At 64.7% G+C, this 20,955-nt stretch carries 17 protein-coding genes; 12 read left to right on the forward strand and 5 right to left on the reverse strand.

Annotation, left to right across the window (positions count from 1 at the left end; translation table 11 throughout):
• Nucleotides 1-2: 2 nt before the first annotated feature.
• On the reverse strand, nt 3-1,121 hold the full coding sequence (locus ACQY7X_RS15845) for an N-acetylmuramoyl-L-alanine amidase family protein (protein WP_428246385.1): 1,119 nt from the start codon (nt 1,119-1,121) through the stop codon (nt 3-5).
• A gap of 660 nt (nt 1,122-1,781) precedes the next feature.
• Here ACQY7X_RS15845 and ACQY7X_RS15850 point away from each other — a divergent pair.
• The gene (locus ACQY7X_RS15850) at nt 1,782-4,898 is read left to right on the forward strand and encodes an Rne/Rng family ribonuclease (RefSeq protein ID WP_428246386.1); all 3,117 of its coding nucleotides are present in this window, start codon (nt 1,782-1,784) and stop codon (nt 4,896-4,898) included.
• Nucleotides 4,899-5,004: 106 nt separating this feature from the next.
• Nucleotides 5,005-5,775, forward strand: coding sequence for a glycosyltransferase family 2 protein (locus ACQY7X_RS15855; protein WP_428246387.1), 771 nt, complete (start codon nt 5,005-5,007; stop codon nt 5,773-5,775).
• 12 nt (nt 5,776-5,787) lie between these two features.
• On the opposite strand, the gene ACQY7X_RS15860 is transcribed toward ACQY7X_RS15855, so the two are convergent.
• From ACQY7X_RS15860 to ACQY7X_RS15870, 3 genes are read right to left on the reverse strand one after another with little or no spacing between them, the layout of a single operon-like run.
• On the reverse strand, nt 5,788-6,525 hold the full coding sequence (locus ACQY7X_RS15860) for a sulfite exporter TauE/SafE family protein (RefSeq protein WP_428246388.1): 738 nt from the start codon (nt 6,523-6,525) through the stop codon (nt 5,788-5,790).
• A 19-nt stretch (nt 6,526-6,544) separates the two neighbouring features.
• Nucleotides 6,545-6,787, reverse strand: coding sequence for an Lrp/AsnC ligand binding domain-containing protein (locus tag ACQY7X_RS15865; RefSeq protein ID WP_428246389.1), 243 nt, complete (start codon nt 6,785-6,787; stop codon nt 6,545-6,547).
• A 41-nt stretch (nt 6,788-6,828) separates the two neighbouring features.
• Nucleotides 6,829-8,466 carry a DEAD/DEAH box helicase gene (locus ACQY7X_RS15870; protein ID WP_428246390.1) on the reverse strand — a complete coding sequence of 546 codons (1,638 nt, stop codon included), beginning with the start codon at nt 8,464-8,466 and terminating at the stop codon, nt 6,829-6,831.
• A 229-nt stretch (nt 8,467-8,695) separates the two neighbouring features.
• Between ACQY7X_RS15870 and ACQY7X_RS15875 the strand changes: the two genes are divergently transcribed.
• The 4 genes from ACQY7X_RS15875 to ACQY7X_RS15890 all read left to right on the forward strand — a co-directional run bounded on the left by ACQY7X_RS15875 (nt 8,696) and on the right by ACQY7X_RS15890 (nt 11,931).
• Entirely contained in the window at nt 8,696-9,865 is a 1,170-nt protein-coding gene (locus ACQY7X_RS15875) for a M20 aminoacylase family protein (protein ID WP_428246391.1), read from the forward strand.
• Nucleotides 9,866-9,903: 38 nt separating this feature from the next.
• Nucleotides 9,904-10,728 carry an MBL fold metallo-hydrolase gene (locus ACQY7X_RS15880; protein ID WP_428246392.1) on the forward strand — a complete coding sequence of 275 codons (825 nt, stop codon included), beginning with the start codon at nt 9,904-9,906 and terminating at the stop codon, nt 10,726-10,728.
• A 12-nt stretch (nt 10,729-10,740) separates the two neighbouring features.
• On the forward strand, nt 10,741-11,301 hold the full coding sequence (locus tag ACQY7X_RS15885) for a histidine phosphatase family protein (protein WP_428246393.1): 561 nt from the start codon (nt 10,741-10,743) through the stop codon (nt 11,299-11,301).
• A gap of 138 nt (nt 11,302-11,439) precedes the next feature.
• Complete coding sequence (locus tag ACQY7X_RS15890; RefSeq protein WP_428246394.1) at nt 11,440-11,931, forward strand: MarR family winged helix-turn-helix transcriptional regulator; 492 nt, start codon at nt 11,440-11,442, stop codon at nt 11,929-11,931.
• A 103-nt stretch (nt 11,932-12,034) separates the two neighbouring features.
• Here the strand turns inward: ACQY7X_RS15890 and ACQY7X_RS15895 are convergent, their stop codons facing one another.
• Nucleotides 12,035-12,871, reverse strand: a complete 837-nt coding sequence (locus ACQY7X_RS15895) for a ferredoxin--NADP reductase (protein ID WP_428246395.1) — start codon at nt 12,869-12,871, stop codon at nt 12,035-12,037.
• Nucleotides 12,872-13,175: 304 nt separating this feature from the next.
• On the opposite strand from ACQY7X_RS15895, the gene ACQY7X_RS15900 reads away from it, so the two are divergent.
• Genes ACQY7X_RS15900 through ACQY7X_RS15925 form a run of 6 tightly spaced genes read left to right on the forward strand, consistent with a single transcriptional unit; the run spans nt 13,176 to nt 20,941 of the window.
• Nucleotides 13,176-14,027 (forward strand): FAD binding domain-containing protein, encoded by an 852-nt coding sequence (locus tag ACQY7X_RS15900; RefSeq protein WP_428246396.1) that lies wholly within the window; start codon nt 13,176-13,178, stop codon nt 14,025-14,027.
• A 4-nt stretch (nt 14,028-14,031) separates the two neighbouring features.
• A complete protein-coding gene (locus tag ACQY7X_RS15905) occupies nt 14,032-16,758 on the forward strand; it encodes a molybdopterin-dependent oxidoreductase (RefSeq protein ID WP_428246397.1) in 2,727 nt (908 codons plus the stop codon).
• The gene (locus ACQY7X_RS15910; RefSeq protein ID WP_428246398.1) at nt 16,755-18,206 is read left to right on the forward strand and encodes a 6-hydroxynicotinate reductase; all 1,452 of its coding nucleotides are present in this window, start codon (nt 16,755-16,757) and stop codon (nt 18,204-18,206) included. The genes ACQY7X_RS15905 and ACQY7X_RS15910 overlap by 4 nt, the downstream gene beginning before the upstream one ends.
• Nucleotides 18,203-19,078 (forward strand): UPF0280 family protein, encoded by an 876-nt coding sequence (locus tag ACQY7X_RS15915; protein WP_428246399.1) that lies wholly within the window; start codon nt 18,203-18,205, stop codon nt 19,076-19,078. Before ACQY7X_RS15910 ends, ACQY7X_RS15915 begins: the two co-directional genes overlap by 4 nt.
• Complete coding sequence (locus tag ACQY7X_RS15920; protein ID WP_428246400.1) at nt 19,075-19,674, forward strand: amino acid synthesis family protein; 600 nt, start codon at nt 19,075-19,077, stop codon at nt 19,672-19,674. The genes ACQY7X_RS15915 and ACQY7X_RS15920 overlap by 4 nt, the downstream gene beginning before the upstream one ends.
• A gap of 58 nt (nt 19,675-19,732) precedes the next feature.
• Nucleotides 19,733-20,941, forward strand: coding sequence for an ABC transporter substrate-binding protein (locus tag ACQY7X_RS15925; protein WP_428246401.1), 1,209 nt, complete (start codon nt 19,733-19,735; stop codon nt 20,939-20,941).
• Nucleotides 20,942-20,955 lie beyond the last annotated feature (14 nt).

A 20,955-nucleotide genomic window follows, 5' to 3' on the forward strand; every position in this document is an offset into this window, starting at 1 on the left:
GATTATGGCAGGGATGCGGCGTTGAAATAGCGGTCGATGGCTTCCGCCACTGCGTCCGCAAGTTGTGCCCGGCCGGTTTCGGAGTAAAGCAGCGCCTCGTCGCCCGGATTCGACAGGTAGCCCAGTTCCAGCAGCACCGAGGGGATGTCCGGCGCCCCCAGCACGCGGAAATTCGCCGCCCGCATGCCGTTGCGGCGTAGCGGGATGCGCTCGGCCAGCGAGGCGGCGAGCAGCCCGGCGAAGCGGCCCGACAGCCGCCGGGTGTCGCGGCTGGCCAGGTCCATCAGGATCGCCACCACATCGTCCACATCGCCGGCATTGCTGCTGTCGGCAAGCTGGTCGGCGCGGTTCTCGCGCAACGCCAGGGCCTCGGCGTCGCGGTCGGTGGCATCCTCGGCGCGGGTGTAGATGCTGGCACCCCTTGTGGCGCGGTCGGCGGCCAGGCTGTCGGCATGGATCGACAGGAACAGGTCGGCCTCGCGGCGGCGGGCGAATTCCACCCGGTCCAGCAGCTTCACCGCCTGGTCGCGCTCGCGGGTCAGCGCCACCCGGTAGCGCCCGGTGGCGCGCAGCTTCTTTGCCAGTGCCTGGGCCACCGCCAGGGTCAATTCCTTCTCATAGCGCCCGGAGGCGGAGATGGCGCCGGGGTCATGGCCGCCATGGCCGGGATCGAGCACGATCAGCTTGCGGCTGTCGCGGCCGGGTGCCGTTGACGGGCCGGCCTGCGGCATGGCTGGGGCTGGCGCAACCGGCACGATGGCGGCGGGCAGCAGCAGGGGCTGGGCGAAGGCGGCAACGAAGGCGCCGGGATCGGCCGGCAGCAGGTCGATCACCAGGCGGTGGCCGCGTCCGCCCTGGGGCGGCAGGGCGAAGGCGCGGTCGATCACGGCGCCATCCAGCAGGCTCAGGCGCAGCCGGTCGGCGCGCTCATTGGTGGCCGGCACCTCCAGGCGCTCCACCACGCCTGCGGCCAGCCGCTGCGCCGGCCCGGTGGCGAATACCGCCTGTTCCAGTTTCAGGGTCAGATCCAGGCCGCCGGGCTCGTTCAGCACCAGGGCCTGCAGCGGCCGGTCGGCCTCCAGCACCAGGCGGGTGAGGCCGGCATTCAGGCTCAGATCCACCCGCTGCACCCGGGCAACGGTCTGCGCCGCCGCCTCGGCGGCGCCAAGGTTTGATAGAAATAGAAGGAAAAACAGTATCTTGCGGAGAATGTCAGACCCCTGTAAAAGCCCGGTGAAGAAACCTCTTGTCCCTTTGTCGATAAAGAGGGTACTTTCGCAACCGCGAATATCCGAGTCAGCCTGCTTCGTCCAGCCTAATTCATTAGACCGGTGCGGAGGGGCGGCGCGCGGATCGTGAGCCTGATCGCCTAAAAATACAGCCTGCCCAAAGGAGTGGCGGCTGCAGGCGAGGCGGCCTCGGCCCTCGCGCTCAAGACAGTACGGATCTGTATGAACCCTCGGAGCGGCCACCGGTTTATGGTGGCGGCACCAGCTGGCGGTAACGCCGGTAGCCGATCATACGGCGAGCGCTCGGGCCGGACCTGGCATTAGTTGCTGGTCGGCCGGCTGGAGTGCCCCGGATCGGCGACGCGGCGCCCGTCGCGCCAACGGCCCAGCCCTCGCGCCATACCCTGGCGACAAGAGGACAGGTCGGAGCAGGCGGCAGCCGCCGGTGCATGGCCCAAACCCGGATGCTCGGGTAAGGCTGGCTTCGAAAAGCAAAGGCGCCCGCCGTCTGTTATTCGCACGGGCTGCGCCGCGCCGCCGGGAAATATGCCCATGGGCATGCGTATGTTGATTGATGCCACCCACCTGGAGGAAACTCGGGTCGTGGTGGTGAAGGGGACCCGTCTCGAGGAATTCGACTACGAGACCTCCACCAAGCAGGTATTGAAGGGCAATATCTATCTCGCGCGGGTAACCCGCGTGGAGCCCTCGCTGCAGGCCGCTTTCGTCGAATATGGCGGCAACCGCCATGGCTTCCTGGCCTTCGGCGAAATCCATCCGGATTACTACCAGATTCCGATCGCCGACCGTCAGGCGCTGCTCGAACAGCAGGCCGAGGAAGAGGCGCGCGCCGCCCAGGCCGAGGATGAGGAATTCGAGGCCGAAGAACGCCGTCGCCGTCGCCGTCGCCACCGCAATCGCGGCGGCCAGCAGGCCCAGGCTGCCGAAGGCGGTGCGCCGCTGGACGAGCAGGCCCAGGCCGCCGAAGGTGACGAAGGCCTCGCCGACGATCATCTCGATGATGCGGAGCATGATGGCGTCGACACCATCGAGACGGTGGATGGCGATTATGACGCGGTGGAGGAAATCACCCCGGCGCGTCCGGCCCTGAGCGACGACGATAAAGTCGAGCCGATTGCTGGTCCGTCCTACTGGAATGTGCCGGCCCGTGCCGAAGGCGCTGCGCCGGAAGTCAGTGCGCCGGTCGATGTCGAGATTCCGCCGGCGCCGGTTGCTGAAGCGCTGGTTGTCGAGGCGCCTGCTGCAGAGGCCGAGATTGTTGACGCACCGGTTGCTGAAGCCGTTGCCGTGGATGATGCCGCAAGCCCGGCTGAAGCAGCCCCCGCTGGCGAAGCCGGCAATGGCGATGTGCGCCATGAAGAACCGGCGCATGAAGAGTCGAATGGCGAAGGCCGCCATGACGAAGCCGGTGGTGAAGGCCGTCATGACGAAGCCGGCGGCGAAGGCCGCCATGACGAGGAAGTCCGTCGTCCGCGCCGCACGCATTTCTCGCGCCGCTACAAGATCCAGGAAGTGATCAAGCGCCGGCAGATCATGCTGGTGCAGGTGGTGAAGGAAGAGCGCGGCAACAAGGGTGCGGCGCTCACCACTTATCTGTCGCTGGCCGGCCGCTATTGCGTGCTGATGCCGAACACGGCGCGCGGCGGCGGTATCAGCCGCAAGATTTCCTCGCCTGCTGACCGTAAGCGCCTGAAGTCGATTACCAGCGAACTGGACATTCCGGTTGGCATGGGCGTGATCGTGCGCACCGCCGGCATGGAACGTTCCAAGCCGGAGATCAAGCGCGATTTCGAATACCTGTTGCGCACCTGGGACAGCATCCGCGAGCGTACGCTGGAAAGCACCGCGCCGACGCTGATCTATGAAGAAGCCGATCTGATCAAGCGCTCGATCCGCGACCTCTACTCGAACGATATCGACGAGGTGCTGGTGGAAGGCGCGCAGGGCTTCGAGGCGGCGCGCGATTTCATGGAAATGCTGATGCCGAGCCATGCCGAGCGCGTGCGCCCGTATCAGGACAAGATCCCGCTGTTCCATCGCTACCAGGTGGAGCAGCAGCTCGACAGCATGTTCACACCGACGGTGCAACTGCGCTCCGGCGGCTATATCGTGATCAATCCCACCGAGGCGCTGGTCTCGATCGATATCAACTCGGGCAAGTCGACGCGCGAGCATAATATCGAGGAGACCGCCTACAAGACCAACCTGGAAGCGGCCGAGGAAATCGCCCGCCAGCTGCGTCTGCGCGATCTTGCCGGCCTGGTGGTGATCGACTTCATCGACATGGAGGACAGCCGCAACATCCGCAAGGTGGAGCAGCGCCTCAAGGAATGTCTGCGCGGTGACCGCGCCCGCATCCAGGTCGGCCGCATCTCCGGTTTCGGCCTGCTCGAAATGTCGCGCCAGCGCCTGCGGCCGAGCCTGATCGAAAGCTCGACCATGCCCTGCCCGCATTGCCAGGGCCGTGGCTATGTGCGTTCCACCGAGAGCACCGCTCTGCAGGTGCTGCGCGCCATCGAGGAGGAAGGCATCCGCGACCGCGCCAGCGAGATCGTCGTTGCGGTGCCCACCGAAGTCGCGATCTACCTGCTGAACCACAAGCGCGAGCGTATCTCCGATATCGAGCGCCGCTATGTCATGCGCATCGTGGTGGCCGCCGATCCGACCCTGGTGCCGCCGGATTACAAGATCGAACGCAGCAAGCCGCGCCAGCCGGGCGAAGTGCTGCGGCCCGAGATGAGCCAGCGCAGCGAATCGCCGCGCCCGATCACGCAGCAGAGCAGCTATGCCAACGCCAACGAGGAACTGGCGTTGATCGACCAGGAAGGCGAGGCGGAAGATGATGCCGAGCTGATCGAGGGCGAAGGCGAGGCCGAAGCCGCGGGTGCCGAGGAAGGCAATGGCGATAGCGACAGCCGCCGTCGCCGCCGTCGCCGCCGCCGCCGTGGCCGCAAGGGCGAAGATGCGCGCGGTGATGGCGCGCCAGCCGATGCCGATGCCGAAAATGGTGAAGGCGAAAGTTTCGCCGCCGCCAGTGCCGCGCCGGGCGTGGATGGTGACGACAGTGGCGAGGACGAGGAAGGCGAGGAAGCCGAGGGTGAAGGCAGCGAAGCTGCCGGCCAGGGCGAGGGCCAGGGTGAAGGCAATGGTGATGAGCCGCGCCGCCGCCGCCGTGGCCGCCGTGGTGGCCGTCGCCGTCGCCGTGAGGAAGGTGGTGCCGAGGGTGGCCAGCCGCAGCAGCAGCGCCAGGATGAGCGCCCGCGCCGCGATTATGCCGCCCAGCAGGATGGCGATTTCCTGACCCCTGCGGCGATTGGCGCCATGCTCGATGGCGGCCCGATGCTGGATATCGACCTGGACGAACCGCCGGCGCCAAAGCCTGCGCCGGTTATTGCTCCGGCCCCTGTGGTTGAAAAGCCGGCCGCACCTGCTCCGACTCCCGTGGCCGAAATGGCTCCCGTGGCCGAAGTGGCCGCCGCGCCCCAGGCTGAAGCGCAGCCTGAACCGCAGCCCGAAGCGCCCAAGCCGGTGCCGGCAGAGCCGGTGCATACCGGCCCGGTCTTCGAGACCGTGGTGGTTTCCGCCGATGGCAACCAGGACAAGCCGGCCGAGCCGCCGGCGCCGAAAAAGGGCTGGTGGTCGCGCTAAGCGGCCTGGCCTTATATTGCAAGAAAAGGGCGCGGCGTGATCCGCGCCCTTTTTTGTTAAGGGTTTTGCTCTAGCTTCAAGGGTTCAAGCCTGGGGACTTGCCGCGATGGCCGAGCAGCCGATTCCGATCTTCGTCATCAGTTTCAACCGCCTCGGCGTGTTGAAGCGCAGCATCGCCTCATTCCGCCACCAATCCCGCCCGATCGATCTGGTGATCCACGATAACGGTTCCAGCTTCGAGCCGCTGCTGGCCTATCTCAAGGAACTGGAGGCCGAAGGCGCCACGGTGATCCATGCCGGCAAGAAGGTGTCGCAGCAGGATGACCTCAATTCCATTGCCGATACGGTGAAGGCCTATTTCGAAACCCATCCGGCCTGCAATTATGTAGTCACCGATCCCGATATCGAGCTTGCTGCGGAAGCGCCCGACATGCTCGAAATGTGCGAATTCGTGCTGCGCTCGTCGCGGCCCATCGATGCAGTGGCACCGATGCTGCGGATCGACGACATCCCGGATTTCTATCCGATGAAGGATGAGGTGATCGACCGCCACACCAAGAAATTCTGGAGCAAGACGCCCTCAAGATTCACCTGGCGCGGCCAGGAGGTGAAGTTCATCCTCTCCCGCGTCGATACCACTTTCGCGATGCACCGCGCCGGGGTGCCGTTCGAACGCTGGGTGATGGCGATCCGCACCTACGCGCCATATTGGGCGCGGCATCTCGACTGGTATATCGACACCAAGAATCTGACCGAGGACCAGACGGCGTATCTGGAAACCGCTTCCACCGTGAGCTATTGGGGCGGGCCGCTGCTCAAGCGTTTCATCGAGCGTTTCGGCGGCGATCCGGCTTTGCGCAAGATGAGCAAGCGCTGAGCGCCAGCCTGATTACTTGAAGGCATTCCACAGCATGAAGCCGCCGGCAAACAGCATCACGGCGTCCATCAGGTAGCGGAAGGTATCGGGTGAGAGCCTGAGCACGAAGCGCTTGCCGAGGAAACTGCCGGCCATCACCGCGCCACCGGCGATCAGGCCTTGCAGCACGATCTCCCAGGGCAGCGCGCCGAAAGCCTGGAACACCGCGGCCTTGGCGATATAGACGCCGAGCGAGCCGGCCGCCTCGGTGGCCAGGAAGGCGCCCTTCACCAGGCCGATGCCGAGGAAGGCCGGCACGCTGATCGGTCCAGTGGAAACCACCACGCCGGTAAGGTAGCCGATGGGAATACCGGCCAGCGCCAGTTGCCACAAAGTCAGCCTGAAGCCGCGTGCCGCCAGCCAGTGGCGCAGCGGCACCATGATGATGAAGAAGCAGCCCAGCGCGATATCCACCCAGAAGCCGGGCAGGGCCACCAGGGTGCGGGCGCCAAGCGCGGCGGCGGGTGCGGCGGTGACGGTATAGGCGGCGAAGGCGCGCCAGTCGATCTCGCGCCACCACAGCAGGATGCGCGAGAGATTGGCCGCCAGGGCAGTGATCGCCATGATCGGCACGGCGGCTTTCGGCCCGAACTGGTAAACCAGCACCGGCATCAGCATGATCGAGGAGCCGAAGCCGACAATGCCGCTGATACCGCCGGCCAGCAGGCCGACCAGCAGCACGAAGCCGTAGCCGATAACAGACCCGTCCATGGTGGCCGAAATTCGGGGCTTAGCTGAAAGCCTTGAAGGTGATGATGGTGAAGGTGTCCTTCACGCGCGGAATGGTCTGCAGCTTATGCACCACGAAATGGCCGATATCCTCGCCATCGGGCAGGTAGCATTTCATCATCAGATCATACTGGCCGGATACCGAGTGAACCTCGGAAACCTGCTCGATGGTCTCCACCGCCTGGGCTGCCACATCATAGGCATGGCCCAGATCGCATTTCACCATCACGAAGATCGTCTGCATCGCCGGCTCCGCTTGCTGCTGGCTTTACTCAAGGCAGTGTATCAGCCGCGCTGCGCCTTGCGTACCGGGCGGCGCAGGAAATCCGGCATATGGTCGCCCATGCCCACCACCGGCGGCTCGCGGCCATCCTCGCGGTCATGGCGGTCGCGGCGGTTGCCTTCCTGCTTGCCGCGCTCGCGCTGCGGCTTCTGCTTGGCTTCGGCCTGACGCGGCTCCTGATTGCGCGGTTCGTGCTGGCGCGGTTCCCGGGGCTTTTGTTCGCGCGGCTTTTGCTCGCGAGATTGGTGCTCGCGAGATTGTTGCTCCCTGGGCTGCTGCTCCCTGGGCTGCTGCTCCCTGGGTTGCTGTTCCCTGGACGGCTGCTCCCGGGCCTGCTGCTCGCGCGGCTGTTCACGCGGGGCCTCGGCTGCCTCGGCGGTTTCCGGCGCGGGTTCGCGGTCACGGCTGCGCTCACGGTCGCGGCCCCGATCGCGTCCACGATCCCGGCCACGGCCACGGCCGCGGTCACGCCCACGGCCACCGCCTTCACGTCCTTCGCGGCTGCTGCTTTCGCGCGGCGCATCGCCCTCGGCGGCTTCGGTATTGCCGGCTTCGAAGCCGGCCAGTTCCACCACCGGGATGTCGCGGTTGATCAGCTGCTGGATGGCGCGCACATACTTGGCATCCTCGTCGGTCGCCAGGGTATAGGCACGGCCTTCCTGGCCGGCGCGGCCGGTGCGGCCGATGCGGTGGACGTAATCTTCAGGATGGGTCGGCACATCGAAATTGAACACATGCGACAAGCCCTGCACATCAAGGCCGCGCGCCGCCACGTCGGAAGCGACCAGCAGGGCGATCTCGTTGCGCTTGAACTTTTCCAGGGTCGCGGTGCGGGTGCCCTGGTCCATGTCGCCATGCAGCGGGCGGGCATCGAAGCCATGCTTCTGCAGCGACTTGGCCAGCATGTCCACATCGCGCTTGCGGTTGCAGAAGATGATGGCGTTCTTCACCTGCTCGGCACGGATCAGGGTGCGCAGCGCGTCGCGCTTCAGCATGTGGCCGACATAGACCAGACCCTGGGTCACGGTCTCGGCGGTGGTCGATTGCCGCGCGACGGCGATTTCCTTCGGATTGCTCAGGAACTTGTCGGCCAGCTTGCGCATCTCGGGCGGCATGGTGGCGGAGAAGAACAGGGTCTGGCGCAGCGGCGGCAGCTTCGAGCCGATCTTCTCCACATCGGGCATGAAGCCCATGTCGAGCATGCGGTCGGCTTCGTCGATGACGAAGACCTGCACGCCGGTGAGCATCACCTTGCCGCGCTCGAAATGATCCAGCAGGCGGCCCGGCGTGGCGATCAGCACATCGACGCCGCGGTCGAGCAGCTTTTCCTGGTCGGTATAGTTCACGCCGCCGATCAGCAGCGCCATCGAAAGATTGGTATACTTGCCATAGGTGGCGAAGCTGTTGGCGACCTGGTCGGCCAGCTCGCGGGTCGGTTCCAGGATCAGCGCGCGCGGCATGCGGGCACGCACGCGGCCACCGGCCAGGATATCGATCAGCGGCAGGGTGAAGCCGGCAGTCTTGCCGGTGCCGGTCTGCGCGGTGCCGAGCACATCGCGCCCGGTCAGAACGATCGGGATGGCCTGTGCCTGAATCGGGGTCGGCTGCACATAGCCTGCATCGGCAACGGCCTTTTGCACCGGCTCGCTTAAGCCTAGACTATTAAAATCCATGGATTTCCGCGTGTTTAGGGGAGCGGGAGGGCCGGGCGAAGCGCAAACCGGCCCTGCTGCGGCCCGGACAAGACCACACGGATGCCCTTGAGTCAATCCCTGTCCGAGGCCCTGGAAACAGCAAAATCAATCGGTTAGTGTCGGGAAACGGCAATAATTACAGCACCTCCAGCAGAGGGCCAGCAGGGTGAGCGAGATGCAGTTGATTGATGAAATCGTGGCCCGCAAGGCAGAGCTGACGGCTTGGCGCCGCGACCTGCATGCCCATCCCGAGACCGCCTTCGAAGAACACCGCACGGCTGACATCGTCGCCGAGAAGCTCAAGAGCTTCGGCATCGAGGTGCATCGCGGCTTGGCCAAGACCGGCGTTGTCGGCACGCTGAAGGCCGGCAGCGGCAACCGCGCCATCGGCCTGCGTGCCGATATGGATGCGCTGGACCTGCATGAACTGAACAGCTTCGCGCACAAGTCCACCTATCACGGCAAGATGCATGGCTGCGGCCATGACGGCCATACCACCATGCTGCTCGGCGCCGCGCAGTATCTGGCACAGTCGCGCAAGTTCGACGGCATCGTGCATTTCATCTTCCAGCCGGCGGAGGAGAATCTCGCCGGTGGCAAGGTGATGGTGGATGAGGGCCTGTTCCGCCTGTTTCCCTGCGAGTCCGTGTTCGGTATGCACAACATGCCGGGCTACGATATCGGCAAGTTCGCCGTGCGCGTCGGCCCGATGATGGCGTCGGCCGATATGTTCTGGATCAAGATTCGCGGCAAGGGGGCCCATGGCGCCTATCCGCACCAGGGCATCGATCCGGTGGCCATCGGCGCCGAGATCGTGCTGGCGGCGCAGCATATCGTCGGCCGCAATGTTGATCCGTTGCAGCCCGCCGTGGTCAGCATCTGCCAGTTCAATGCCGGCCATACCACCAATGTGATCCCGGAAGAGGCGACGCTGTCTGGTACCGCGCGGGCCTTCTCGCCGCAGGTGCAGGACCTGATCGAGTCGCGCCTGCGCCAGATCGTCACCGGCATCGCCGCCACTCATGGCGCGGTGGCAGAGTTGGATTACCAGCGCCGCTATCCGCCCACCATCAATACCGCCGACGAGACCGAACTGGCGGCGCGCGCCGCTGCCTCCATCGTCGGCCAGGACAACGTGCTGCGCAATCTGGCCCCCAGCATGGGCGCGGAAGATTTCGCCTGGATGCTGCGCGAGAAGCCGGGCTCCTATGTCTGGATCGGCAACGGCGCCGGCGAGGGCAGCTGCATGATTCACAACCCGCATTACGACTTCAACGATGAAGCCATCACCATCGGCGCCAGCTACTGGTCGCGCCTGGTGGAGATGGCCCTGCCGGTGGCCTGAGCCAGCCGGCCGCCAGCTTAAGCCAGCGAGGGGGACGCATGGGCTTCAAGGTAAAATTCTGGGGAGTGCGTGGCAGCATCGCCACGCCGTCGCCGCGCCATATCGCGTTCGGCGGCAATACCTCATGCGTTGAAGTGAAGATCGGCGGCCGCATCCTGATTTTCGATGCCGGCACCGGCATCCGCAATCTCGGCCACTGGATGCTGCGGCGTGGCGACAGCAGCGCCGATCTGCTGCTCTCCCACACCCATTGGGACCATATCAACGGCTTCCCGTTCTTCTCGCCGGCCTTCCGCAAGAACAGCCGCTTTGTCGTCCGCGCCGGCCATGTCGCCGACCGTGGCGGCATCGAGCGCGTATTCCGCTCACAGATGGCGGAGCCATTCTTCCCGGTGCCGCTGGACAAGATGGGGGCCGAATTCGTGTTCCAGGATTTCCGCGCCGGCGACCGCTTCTCGCTTGGCGATGGCATCAGCGTGCGTACCACGCCGCTCAATCATCCCGATGGCGCCACCGGCTACCGCGTTGAATATGGCGGCAAGTCGGTATGCTATGTCACCGATACCGAGCATGTGCCGGGCAAGCCGGACCAGAATATCCTTGGGCTGATCGAGGGCGCCGACCTGGTGATCTACGACAGCACCTATACCGACCGCGAATTCGACAGCCATATCGGCTGGGGCCATTCCACCTGGCAGGAAGGCGTGCGGCTCTGTCTGGCGGCCCAGGTGAAGCAACTTGCCATCTTCCACCATGACCCCGATCATGAAGACCCGTTCATGGAGCGTCTGGAGGCCGATGCGCGCCAGATGTGGTCCGGCGCGCTGGTGGCGCGCGAAAACATGCGCATCAACTTGCTCTAGGGCTCAAAGGCCATGGCAAAACTCTATCTCGTGCGACATGCCAAGGCGGCGGCGAATTTCGCCGAGGCCGAGGATCCGGGCCTGTCCGATGAAGGCCGCGAAAGCGCCGTTGATCTGGCGCTGAAGCTTGAAGCACTGGGGCCGCTGCCGGTGCTCAGTTCACCGCTGCAGCGGGCGCAGGAAACCGCTGCCCCACTGGCCAACCGCTGGGGCAGCGTCGCCGAAATCTCCGCCACCGTATCGGAAATCCCGACGCCGCCGGAAATCGCCATGCAGGGGCTTGCCGCGCGCGGGCCGTGGCTCAAGCGCATCGCGGCGCAGCGTTATGCCGATCAGCCCGGCATCCTGCGCGCCTGGCGCCAGGGCGTTATCGGCTCGCTGCTCTCCTGCCGTGCCGATATCGTCATTTTCACGCATTTCATGGTGATCAACGCTGCCTTGGGCGCGGCGCTGAAGGATGACCGCCTGGTGCTGTTCCAGCCGGCGCATTGCTCCTGCACCGTGTTCGATAACGGCGAAGGCGCGCTGAAGCTGCTGGAGCGTGGTGCCGAGGCATCGAGCCAGGTGCTGTAAGCCGGGCTTCTGCGTACTACGCTGGTATATTGTATAATCTTCGATTTCCCACGAAGTTTGGCGCGAATGTCTTGGCGGCGGTAGCGGATTGCCGCTAGTCTCGCGCCGCTTGTTTGCGTCGAGGATCGAGATCGTACCGTGCCGAAAAGCAAAGCCACTGCTGCTGAGTCTGAAACTGCCGCCGCCCCGAATGGCGAGGCGATTCTGGCCGTGCCGACAGGCTATGTGCTGGAAGAGCAGGTGGGGCATCTGATCCGCCGCGCGCATCAGCGCGCCACCGCCATCTTCATCGGCACCATCGGCGATGCCCAGGTGACGCCGACGCAATATGCCGCGCTGGTGAAGCTCTACGAGGCCGGCGAATTGTCGCAGAATCATCTCGGACGCCTCACTGCCATGGACCCGGCGACGATCCAGGGCGTGATCCGCCGCCTGGCCACGCGCAAGCTGATCGCGCACCGGCCGGACAAGAGCGACAAGCGCCGCCGCTATCTCAGCCTTACGCCGCAGGGCCGCGCCCTGGTGGAAGGCCTGGTGCAGAACGGCCCCAAGGTGACGCAGCTCACCCTCGGCCCGCTCTCCGCTGCCGAGCAGCAGCAGCTTCTCGGCCTGCTGAAGCGGATTACTTAGACCATTCCTATTTTGTCATACCCGCGCAGGCGGGCATCCCATTTTGTTGCCGGAAATGGGACCCTCGCTTTTGCGAGGGTGACAATAGTGGCAGGTGGCAGGCCTACTGCTCGACGAAAGCCTTCTCGATCACATAATGGCCGGCGCCGGTGGTGGAGCCTTCCTCCCACTGGCGCTCATCGAGATAGGCACGCATGTCGCGCAGCATATCCGGGCTGCCGCACAGCATGATGCGGTCCTGCGCGATATCCAGCGGCGGCAGTCCGATATCCTGGAACAGCTTGCCGCTGGCGATCAGATCGGTGACGCGGCCCTGGTTGCGGTAGGCCTCGCGGGTCACGGTGGGATAATAGATCAGCTTCTCGCGCGCCATCTCGCCAAGGAATTCGTGTTCCAGCAGCTCGCGGGTGATGTAATCCTGGTAGGCCAGCTCGCCGACGGTGCGGGTGCCATGCACCAGGATCACCTTGTCGTAGCGTTCGTAGGCTTCCGGGTCCTTGATGATGCTCATGAACGGCGCCAGGCCGGTGCCGGTGGCGAGCAGGTAGAGATGCTTGCCCGGCACCAGATTGTCCTGCAGCAGCGTGCCGGTCGGCTTGCGGTTGACGATGATGCGGTCGCCGACCTTGAGGTGCTGCAGCCGCGAGGTGAGCGGGCCGTTCTGCACCTTGATCGAGAAGAATTCGAGGAAGTCCTCGTGGTTCGAACTCACCATGCTGTAGGCGCGCAGCAGCGGCTTGTTGTCCACGATCAGGCCGATCATGGCGAACTGGCCGTTGATGAAGCGGAAGCTCGGCTCGCGCGTGGTGCGGAAAGTGAAGAGCGTGTCGGTCCAGTGATGCACATAGGTCACCGTCTCCTCGCGCAGATTGCCGCCCGGCTTCAGAGCCGGGTGGGAGGAGGGAGCGGCGATGTCAGCGGCAGCAGGGGAGGCAGTCATGGTTCTGGCTTCACGATCCGAGAGAGGTGCCGGGAGAGGGTGATGACCAATATCATATGTACACATATGATATTCCGGTCCAACCGTCCAGGGTATTTGTTGCGGCCAACATATTGTCCACTCGGATTTAAGCAATACCCAGTTAATGCATTTTAATAGTGTTATTTTGCCGCAGGCGGGGTTTTGCTCTGCCCAGGGTTTAGGCCACAACTGCCGCTTTTTTGACGTTGCTTTTTTTGAAATCGCACGGCAGCATCGTATGTACACAAATGAGGTTCACGAGCGGGTGGGGGTCCCAATCGGAATGGTGTCGTATGCACGTCCCGCCAGTCTTGGCCAGGCGCTGGAGCTTCTCGGCACCGAATCCGGCGCCCGGCCGCTGATTCTGGCCGGTGGCACGGATTACTACCCGGCGCGGGTCGGCAAGGCGCTGGACGACGACCTCATCGACATCACGGCCATTCCCGAACTGCGCGGCATCCAGGAACTGCCGGAATACTGGCGGCTTGGCGCCACCACCACCTGGAGCGACATCGCCGAGGCCAGCCTGCCGCCGCTGTTCGATGGCCTGCGCCAGGCGGCGCGCGAAGTCGGCGGCGTGCAGATTCAGAATGCCGGCACCATCGCGGGCAATATCTGCAATGCCTCGCCGGCCGCCGATGGCGTGCCGATGCTGCTGGCGATGCGGGCGCGGGTGGAATTGCAGCGCCGTGGCCGGCTGCGTGAATTGGCCCTGGGTGACTTCATCGCCGGCAACCGCCAGACCCGGCTGGAGCCTGGCGAGTTGCTCACCGCCATTCTGATCCCGAAGCCGAAGAATCCGGTGCGCAGCATCTTCATGAAGCTCGGTGCGCGCAAATATCTGGTGATCTCGATTGCCATGGTTGGCGTGGTGATCGAGGAATCCGCCGGTATCGTGCATGGTGCCTCGGTGGCGGTTGGCGCCTGTTCGGCGGTGGCGCAGCGGCTCACCTATCTGGAGGCCGAACTGATCGGCCGCCGCATCAATGCCGGCCTGGCGCATAAGGCGAAGCCGAAATATTTCGAGCAGCTCAGCCCGCTGGATGACCTGCGCGCCGATGCCGTCTACCGCCGCGAAGCCGCCTTGACCATAACCCGCCGCGCGCTTGCCGCGCTGGCCAAGCCGCAGGGTTGACGCGATGCGCCTGGTGGTGAATGGAACTGCCCGTGACTATGCCGGTTCGCCGGTGAAGCGCCTGGCCGATGTGCTGCGCGATGATTTCGGCCTCACCGGCACCAAGATCGGCTGCAATGCCGGCGATTGCGGTGCCTGCACCGTGATGCTGGATGGCAAGCAGGTCTGCGCCTGCCTGACGCCGGCGGCGCAAGCCGAAGGCAAGCTGGTGATTACCGTGGAAGGGCTCAAGGCGCATGGCGCCTTGTCGCGGCTGCAACAATCCTTCCTGCGCCATGGCGCCGCGCAATGCGGCATCTGCACGCCGGGCATGCTGCTGGCCGCCACCGATCTGCTGGCCGGCAATGGCCGCCCCAGCCGGGATGAGGTGCAGGATGCCCTGGGCGGTGTGCTCTGCCGCTGCACCGGCTATCAGAAGATCATCGAGGCGGTGCTGGATGCGTCACGGCATCAGCCATTGCCCGTTGCGCCGGAAGCGGGCCAGGCGGTGGGGGCGCGCAGCGTCAAGGTCGATGGCCTTGCCAAGGTGGATGGCGCCGAGAAATACGGCGCCGATTCGATCCCCGCCGATGCCTTGTGGCTGCGCATCATCCGCAGCCCGCATCATCGCGCCACCTTCAAACTCGGCGATACCACGCCGCTGCTGCAAAAGCATCCCGGCCTGGTGCGCGTGCTGACGGCTTCCGATGTGCCGCGCAACGGCTATGGCATCTATCCCGATATCAAGGACCAGCCGGTGCTGGCCGATGGTCTGGTGCGCTATCGCGGCGAGGCCGTGATCGCGCTGGTGGGCAGCCGCGCGGCGGTGGAAGCCGTGCGCGATAGCGAATTACCGCTTACCTATGCCGTGGAGGACCCGCTGCATGGCGTGACTGCGGCGAGTGCCGCGGGTGCCAGGCTGGTGCAGGCGCAGAAGCCCGGCAACCTGCTGCTGGAAGGCGGCGTGATCAAGGGCGATGTTGCGGCGGGCTTCGCCGCCTGTGCTGCCGTTGCCAGCGATGTGTTCCAGACCGCTTTTGTCGAGCATGCCTATATCGAGCCGGAAGCCGGCTGGGCGCAGCGGGTGGGTGACCGTATCGAGGTGCATGCCACGACGCAGACACCCTATATGGACCGCGACGAGATTGCCGGCGTGATGAAAATGCCGCTGGATGCCATCCGCGTGGTGCCGACGGCCTGCGGTGGCGGCTTCGGCGGCAAGCTGGACCTTTCGGTGCAGCCGCTGATCGCGCTGGCGGCCTGGCTGCTGCAGCGCCCGGTGGCCTGCATCTATACCCGGCCGGAAAGCATGGCGGCTTCCACCAAGCGCCATCCGGCAACCATCGTGGCGAAATTCGGCTGCGACAAGGATGGGCATCTGATCGCGGTGGATACCAAGGCGGATTTCGATACCGGCGCCTATGCCAGTTGGGGCCCGACCGTGGCCAACCGCGTGCCGGTGCATGCCACTGGGCCGTATCATGTGCCGCATGTACATAACTGGGGCCGCGCCTTCTTCACCAATGCGCCGCCGTCGGGCGCCTTCCGTGGCTTCGGCGTGCCCCAGGCGGCCATCGCCCATGAGGCGCTGCTGGATGATCTGGCGGAAAAACTCGGCATCGACCGCTTGGAAATCCGCCGCCGCAATGCGCTGCGTGTCGGCCAGGCCACGGCGACCGGCCAGGTGCTGGAACATTCCGCCGGTCTGCCGGCTTGCCTCGATGCGCTGGAGCCGCATTGGCGGGCCATGCAGGATGAAGCGCAGCGGTTCAATGCCCGGCGCAAGGGGCTGCGGCGCGGCGTCGGCATCGGCTGCATGTGGTATGGCATCGGCAATACCTCAATGTCGAACCCTTCCGTCATGCGCGTGGCGTTGCGCGCCGATGGCCGCTTCACGCTCTATAACGGCGCGCTGGATGTCGGCCAGGGCTCGAATACCATCATGACGCAGATCACCGCCGATGCGGTGGGCGCGCCGATGGCGCTGTTCGATCTGATCACCGGCGATACCGACCGCACCGCCGATGCCGGCAAGACCTCGGCCTCGCGCCAGACCTTTGTTTCCGGCAAGGCCGCCGAATACGCCGGTATCGATCTGCGGCGCCAGATCCTGCGCCTGGTCAATGCCGGCGAGCAGGCCGTGTTCCGCTTCGAGGGCCGCACGCTGCTGATCGAGGATGGCGGCAACACGCATCGCGTGGCGCTAGATACGCTGCCGCGCGTGGCGGGTGAGGATGTGCTGCTCGGCGAGGGCCGGTTCGATCCGCCGACCACGCCGCTGGATGCCAATGGCCAGGGTATTCCCTATGCCACCTATGCTTTCGCGGCGCAGATCGCGCTGGTCGAGGTGGATGCCGAACTCGGCAAGGTGAAGGTGCTGCGCATGGTGGCGGCGCATGATGTCGGCCGCGCCATCAATCCGCAGCAGGTGGAGGGCCAGATTCATGGCGGCATCGCGCAGGGGCTCGGCCTGGCGCTGATGGAGGAATACATCCCCGGCCGCAGCGAGAACCTGCACGATTATCTGATACCCACCATCGGCGACATGCCGCAGATCGATGTGCTACTGATCGAGGCCGCCGAACCGCTCGGACCTTATGGTGCCAAGGGCGTCGGTGAGCCGGGCTTGGTGCCGACCGCGCCGGCGATCCTTGGCGCGGTGCGCGATGCGGTGGGCGTGCGCGTTACCCAGGTGCCGCTGCTGCCGCACCGGCTGCGTGCGCTGACCCGGCAGAAGGAGGCGGCGGAATGAACGAACTCGCCACGCCGAAGGATGCTGATCTGGTCCGCTGCGATGCCTGTCCGGTGCTGTGCCGCATCCGCATCGGCAAGACCGGCGCCTGCGACCGCTATGCCAATGTGGATGGCATGCTCACCCGTGTCGATCCGCTGGTGGTGACGGAACAGGCCGCGAGTTCGGGCCGCAATGTGGTGCCGTTCCTCGCCGGCAGCGAAGCCTGGGATGGCCAGATGATGGCCCCGGCGCCATTGCCCGCCTTCGTCACCGGCATCGGCGCCGGTACCACTTATCCCGATTACAAGCCGGCGCCGTTCATCGTTGCTTCCGAACACCAGGGCATCGATATGGTGACGGTGGTGACCGAGGGCATCTTCAGCTATTGCGGCCTCAAGGTGAAGATCGATACCGACCGCTTTCTCGGGCCGGAGCAGGCGGCGGTGCGGGTGAATGGCGAAGCCATCGGCCATGTCACCACCATGGAATACGGCTCGCAGATGCTGTCGCTCGGTGGCGTGCATCATCTGACGGGCGGCAGCAAGAAGGAAGGCAACACCACCTGCGATGCGATGCTCAAGCTCGCCAACAAGCAGGCGGTCACCGTCACCATTGATGGCGGTTCGGAAGTGGTGTTGCAGGCCGGCCATGCGCCGATTGTCAATGGTACGCCGGAGCAGCGCATGCGCGTCGGCTGCGGCTCGGCCACCATCGGCATTTTCGCCAAGCAATGGCATGGCCATGCCGATGAAGTGATCGTGGTGGATGACCACATCACCGGCGTGCTTACCGAGCATCAGGCCGGTCGTTTCCTGGACATGCGCCCGGCAGGCATCCGTGTCAGGGGCCGCAAATCCACGCCGGGCCGCTATTTCCAGGTTGCCGAACCGGGACTCGGCTGGGGCGGCACCAATGTCTCCGATCCGCTGGAGATCATCGAAAACATCGATGCCAAGACCGCCTGGCCGGGCATGAAGCTGCTGATGGTTTCCACCACCGGCGAGCATAGCGCCTGGTATGTGCTGGACGAGCAGTTGAAGCCGCAGCCCGCCGAGATGCCGGCGCCGATCACCAAGGTGGTGGAGCGCATCGCGGAGAATTGCGAACCGTCGCTTTGCACCGTGCTGTTCATGGCCGGTGCGGGTGGCAGCTTGCGCGCAGGCGTCACCGAGAATCCGGTGCGGCTGACGATTTCGGTGAAGGACCGCCTCACACGCGTCACCTCCGGCGGTGCGCCGGTGTTTGTGTGGCCGGGCGGCGGCATCACCTACATGGTGGATGTGCTGGCGATGCCGGATAATTCCTTCGGCTATGTGCCGACGCCGGCTTTGGTGGCGCCCATCGAATTCACCATGACGCGCGAGGATTACGCGGCCCTGGGCGGCCACATGGATCATGTGGTGCGGCTGGAGGATGTGCTGCGCGAACCGCGCCTGACGCGCCTTAATCAAAGCGGTGGCGCATGAGCGGACCGCAGGCGGCGTGGCTGCAATCCGGGCAGGGCCGGCGCCTGCATCTGCAGCATGGCCCTATCGATCTGGTGATCGAGGCTTTCGGCACGGCCGAATCGGAGCAGGCCGCCTATACCAATGCCTGGGCGCGGTTTCAGACCATCCTGGATGAATTGGTGGCGGAATTGCCGCTGCTGCGCCAGCCCCTCTCGGGCGCGCATCCCTTGCTGCGCGGCAGGGTGGCACGGCGCATGGCTGCGGCCTGCTGGCCGCATCGGGCTGAATTCATCACACCGATGGCGGCCGTGGCGGGTTCCGTAGCGGAAGAGATCATCGCCGCCATGAGCGAGGCGGAAGGATTGCGCAAGGCTTATGTGAATAATGGCGGCGATATCGCCTTGCTGCTGGACGGCAATGAGAGCTTCACCGCGGGCGTGGTCGGCAATGTCGATCAGCCGCATATCGATGCCCGCGCCGAGATTCGCGCCAGCATGCCCTGTCGCGGCATTGCCACCTCGGGCTGGCGCGGGCGCTCTTTCTCGCGCGGCATCGCCGATGCGGTGACGGTACTGGCGCACAGCGCATCGGAAGCCGATGCCGCTGCCACCATCATCGCCAATGCGGTGAATGCGGAGCATCCGGCGATCACGCGGCGCGTGGCATCCGATTTGCAACCGGATTCGGATCTTGGCGATCTGCTGGTCACCGAGAATGTAGGTGTGCTGCCGATTGCGTTGGTGCTCGAAGCCTTGTCGTCCGGCGCTGCGGTAGCGCATGATCTGAAACGCAACGGCCTGATCCAGGCAGCCTATCTTTCGCTGCAAGGCGAAACCCATGTAGTAGGGGGTGAGGCTGTTCTCATGAACAGGGCAGGGGGTATGGCATGAGTCGCGTGGATGTGCGCAAGTTTTACCTGAGTGTCGAGGAGGCCTTCCATGAGGGCGGCCCGCGCCCGGAAAAGCCGCTGTTGCGTGCCGGTATTGCCGCTGTGCTGCGCAATCCCTTCGCCGGCCGCTATGAGCCCGACATCATGCCGTTCATGGATGAATTGAAGCCTTTGGGCCTCGAAATGTCGCAGCGCCTGATCAATGCCCTGGGCGGTGATCCGAAGCGCATCGAATCCTACGGCAAGGGCAGCATCATCGGCGAGGGCGGCGAGATGGAGCATGGCGCGCTGTGGCATGTGCCGGGCGGCTATGGCATGCGCGGCGCGCTTGGCGGCCCGAATGGCGGCGACAGCAAGGCCATCGTGCCCAGCGTCACCAAGGTCGGCGGCATGGGCGCCAGCATCGACGTGCCGCTGCATCATATCAATGCCGCCTATGTGCGCAGCCATTTCGATGCCTTTGAATTGCGCGTGCCGGATGCGCCGCGCGCCAATGAACTGGTTTACGTCATCGCCATGGCCACCGGGCCACGCCTGCATCACCGCGTTGGTGGTTTGCAGGTGCATGAGATCAAGGGCGAGGATGGCTTGCGTTAGCGTTTCTTCAGTTACACGAACGTCAACCCCACAAGAGTGTCAACCAAGGAGAAAACATATGAATCGCAGGACCTGGTTGCTTACCTCGGCCGTTATCGGCCTTGGCCTTGCCAGCCTCAGCGCCCCGGCGCAGGCGCAGGACACCATCAAGATCGGCGAAATGAATTCCTACAAGAATTTCGCCGCCTTCCTTGAGCCCTACAAGAAGGGCTGGGAACTGGCTGTCGAGCAGGCCAATGCCGCCGGCGGCGTGATGGGCAAGAAGATCGAGATCGTCAGCCGCGACGACAACGGCAATCCGGGCGATGCCGTGCGCATCGCGGAAGAACTGGTGACGCGCGAGAAGGTTTCCTTCCTGATCGGCACCTTCCCGTCCAATGTCGGCCTGGCGGTTGCCAGCTTCGCCAAGGAGAAGAAGGTTCTGTTCATCGCCGCCGAGCCGCTCACCGACAAGATCGTCTGGGATCAGGGCAACAAGTATACCTATCGCCTGCGCGCCTCCACCTACATGCAGACCGCGATGCTGGTGCCGGAGGCGGCCAAGCTGAAGAAGAAGCGCTGGGCCATCGTCTACCCGAACTACGAATACGGCCAGTCGGCCACCGCCGCTTTCAAGCAGCTTATCAAGGCGGCGCAGCCGGATGTGGAATTCGTCGTCGAGCAGGCGCCGCCGCTTGGCCGCATCGAGGCCGGCGCGGTTGCCGATGCCATCGCCGCCGCCAAGCCGGATGCGATCTTCTCCTCGCTGTTCGGCCCGGACCTCGCCAAGTTCGTGCGCGAAGGCCAGACCCGCGACCTGTTCAAGAATGTCTCGGTGTTCAACCTGCTCGCCGGCGAGCCGGAATATCTCGATCCGCTGAAGGATGAAGCGCCGGTCGGCTGGTGGGTCACCGGCTATCCCTGGTATGCCATCAACACGCCGGAGCATAAGGCCTTCGCTGATGCCTATCAGAAGAAGTTCAACGATTATCCGCGCCTCGGCTCCATTGTCGGCTATGCCACGGTGCAGTCGGCCGTCGCGGTGCTGAAGAAGGCCAACACGCTGGACATGGAAAAGCTGGTGGCGGCGATGAAGGGCCTGACCCATTCGACGCCGCTGGGCAACATCACCTATCGCCCGCAGGACAACCAGTCCACCATGGGCGCCTATGTCGGCAAGATCGGCCTCAAGGATGGCAAGGGCGTGATGACCGATTGGTATTATGCCGATGGCGCCAAGTTCCTGCCCTCGGATGCCGATGTCGCCAAGATGCGGCCGGCCGAGTAAGCACGTCTCCATTC

The organism is Ferrovibrio sp. (assembly GCF_965278975.1).
Classification (GTDB): domain Bacteria; phylum Pseudomonadota; class Alphaproteobacteria; order Ferrovibrionales; family Ferrovibrionaceae; genus Ferrovibrio.

Coding starts and splice junctions, on each gene's coding strand:
- ACQY7X_RS15850 (WP_428246386.1), top strand. CDS start 1,782: ATGGGCATGCGTATGTTGATTGATGCCACCCACCTGGAGGAAACTCGG.
- ACQY7X_RS15855 (WP_428246387.1), top strand. CDS start 5,005: ATGGCCGAGCAGCCGATTCCGATCTTCGTCATCAGTTTCAACCGCCTC.
- ACQY7X_RS15860 (WP_428246388.1), bottom strand. CDS start 6,525: ATGGACGGGTCTGTTATCGGCTACGGCTTCGTGCTGCTGGTCGGCCTG.
- ACQY7X_RS15865 (WP_428246389.1), bottom strand. CDS start 6,787: ATGCAGACGATCTTCGTGATGGTGAAATGCGATCTGGGCCATGCCTAT.
- ACQY7X_RS15875 (WP_428246391.1), top strand. CDS start 8,696: ATGCAGTTGATTGATGAAATCGTGGCCCGCAAGGCAGAGCTGACGGCT.
- ACQY7X_RS15880 (WP_428246392.1), top strand. CDS start 9,904: ATGGGCTTCAAGGTAAAATTCTGGGGAGTGCGTGGCAGCATCGCCACG.
- ACQY7X_RS15885 (WP_428246393.1), top strand. CDS start 10,741: ATGGCAAAACTCTATCTCGTGCGACATGCCAAGGCGGCGGCGAATTTC.
- ACQY7X_RS15895 (WP_428246395.1), bottom strand. CDS start 12,871: ATGACTGCCTCCCCTGCTGCCGCTGACATCGCCGCTCCCTCCTCCCAC.
- ACQY7X_RS15900 (WP_428246396.1), top strand. CDS start 13,176: ATGGTGTCGTATGCACGTCCCGCCAGTCTTGGCCAGGCGCTGGAGCTT.
- ACQY7X_RS15905 (WP_428246397.1), top strand. CDS start 14,032: ATGCGCCTGGTGGTGAATGGAACTGCCCGTGACTATGCCGGTTCGCCG.
- ACQY7X_RS15910 (WP_428246398.1), top strand. CDS start 16,755: ATGAACGAACTCGCCACGCCGAAGGATGCTGATCTGGTCCGCTGCGAT.
- ACQY7X_RS15915 (WP_428246399.1), top strand. CDS start 18,203: ATGAGCGGACCGCAGGCGGCGTGGCTGCAATCCGGGCAGGGCCGGCGC.
- ACQY7X_RS15920 (WP_428246400.1), top strand. CDS start 19,075: ATGAGTCGCGTGGATGTGCGCAAGTTTTACCTGAGTGTCGAGGAGGCC.
- ACQY7X_RS15925 (WP_428246401.1), top strand. CDS start 19,733: ATGAATCGCAGGACCTGGTTGCTTACCTCGGCCGTTATCGGCCTTGGC.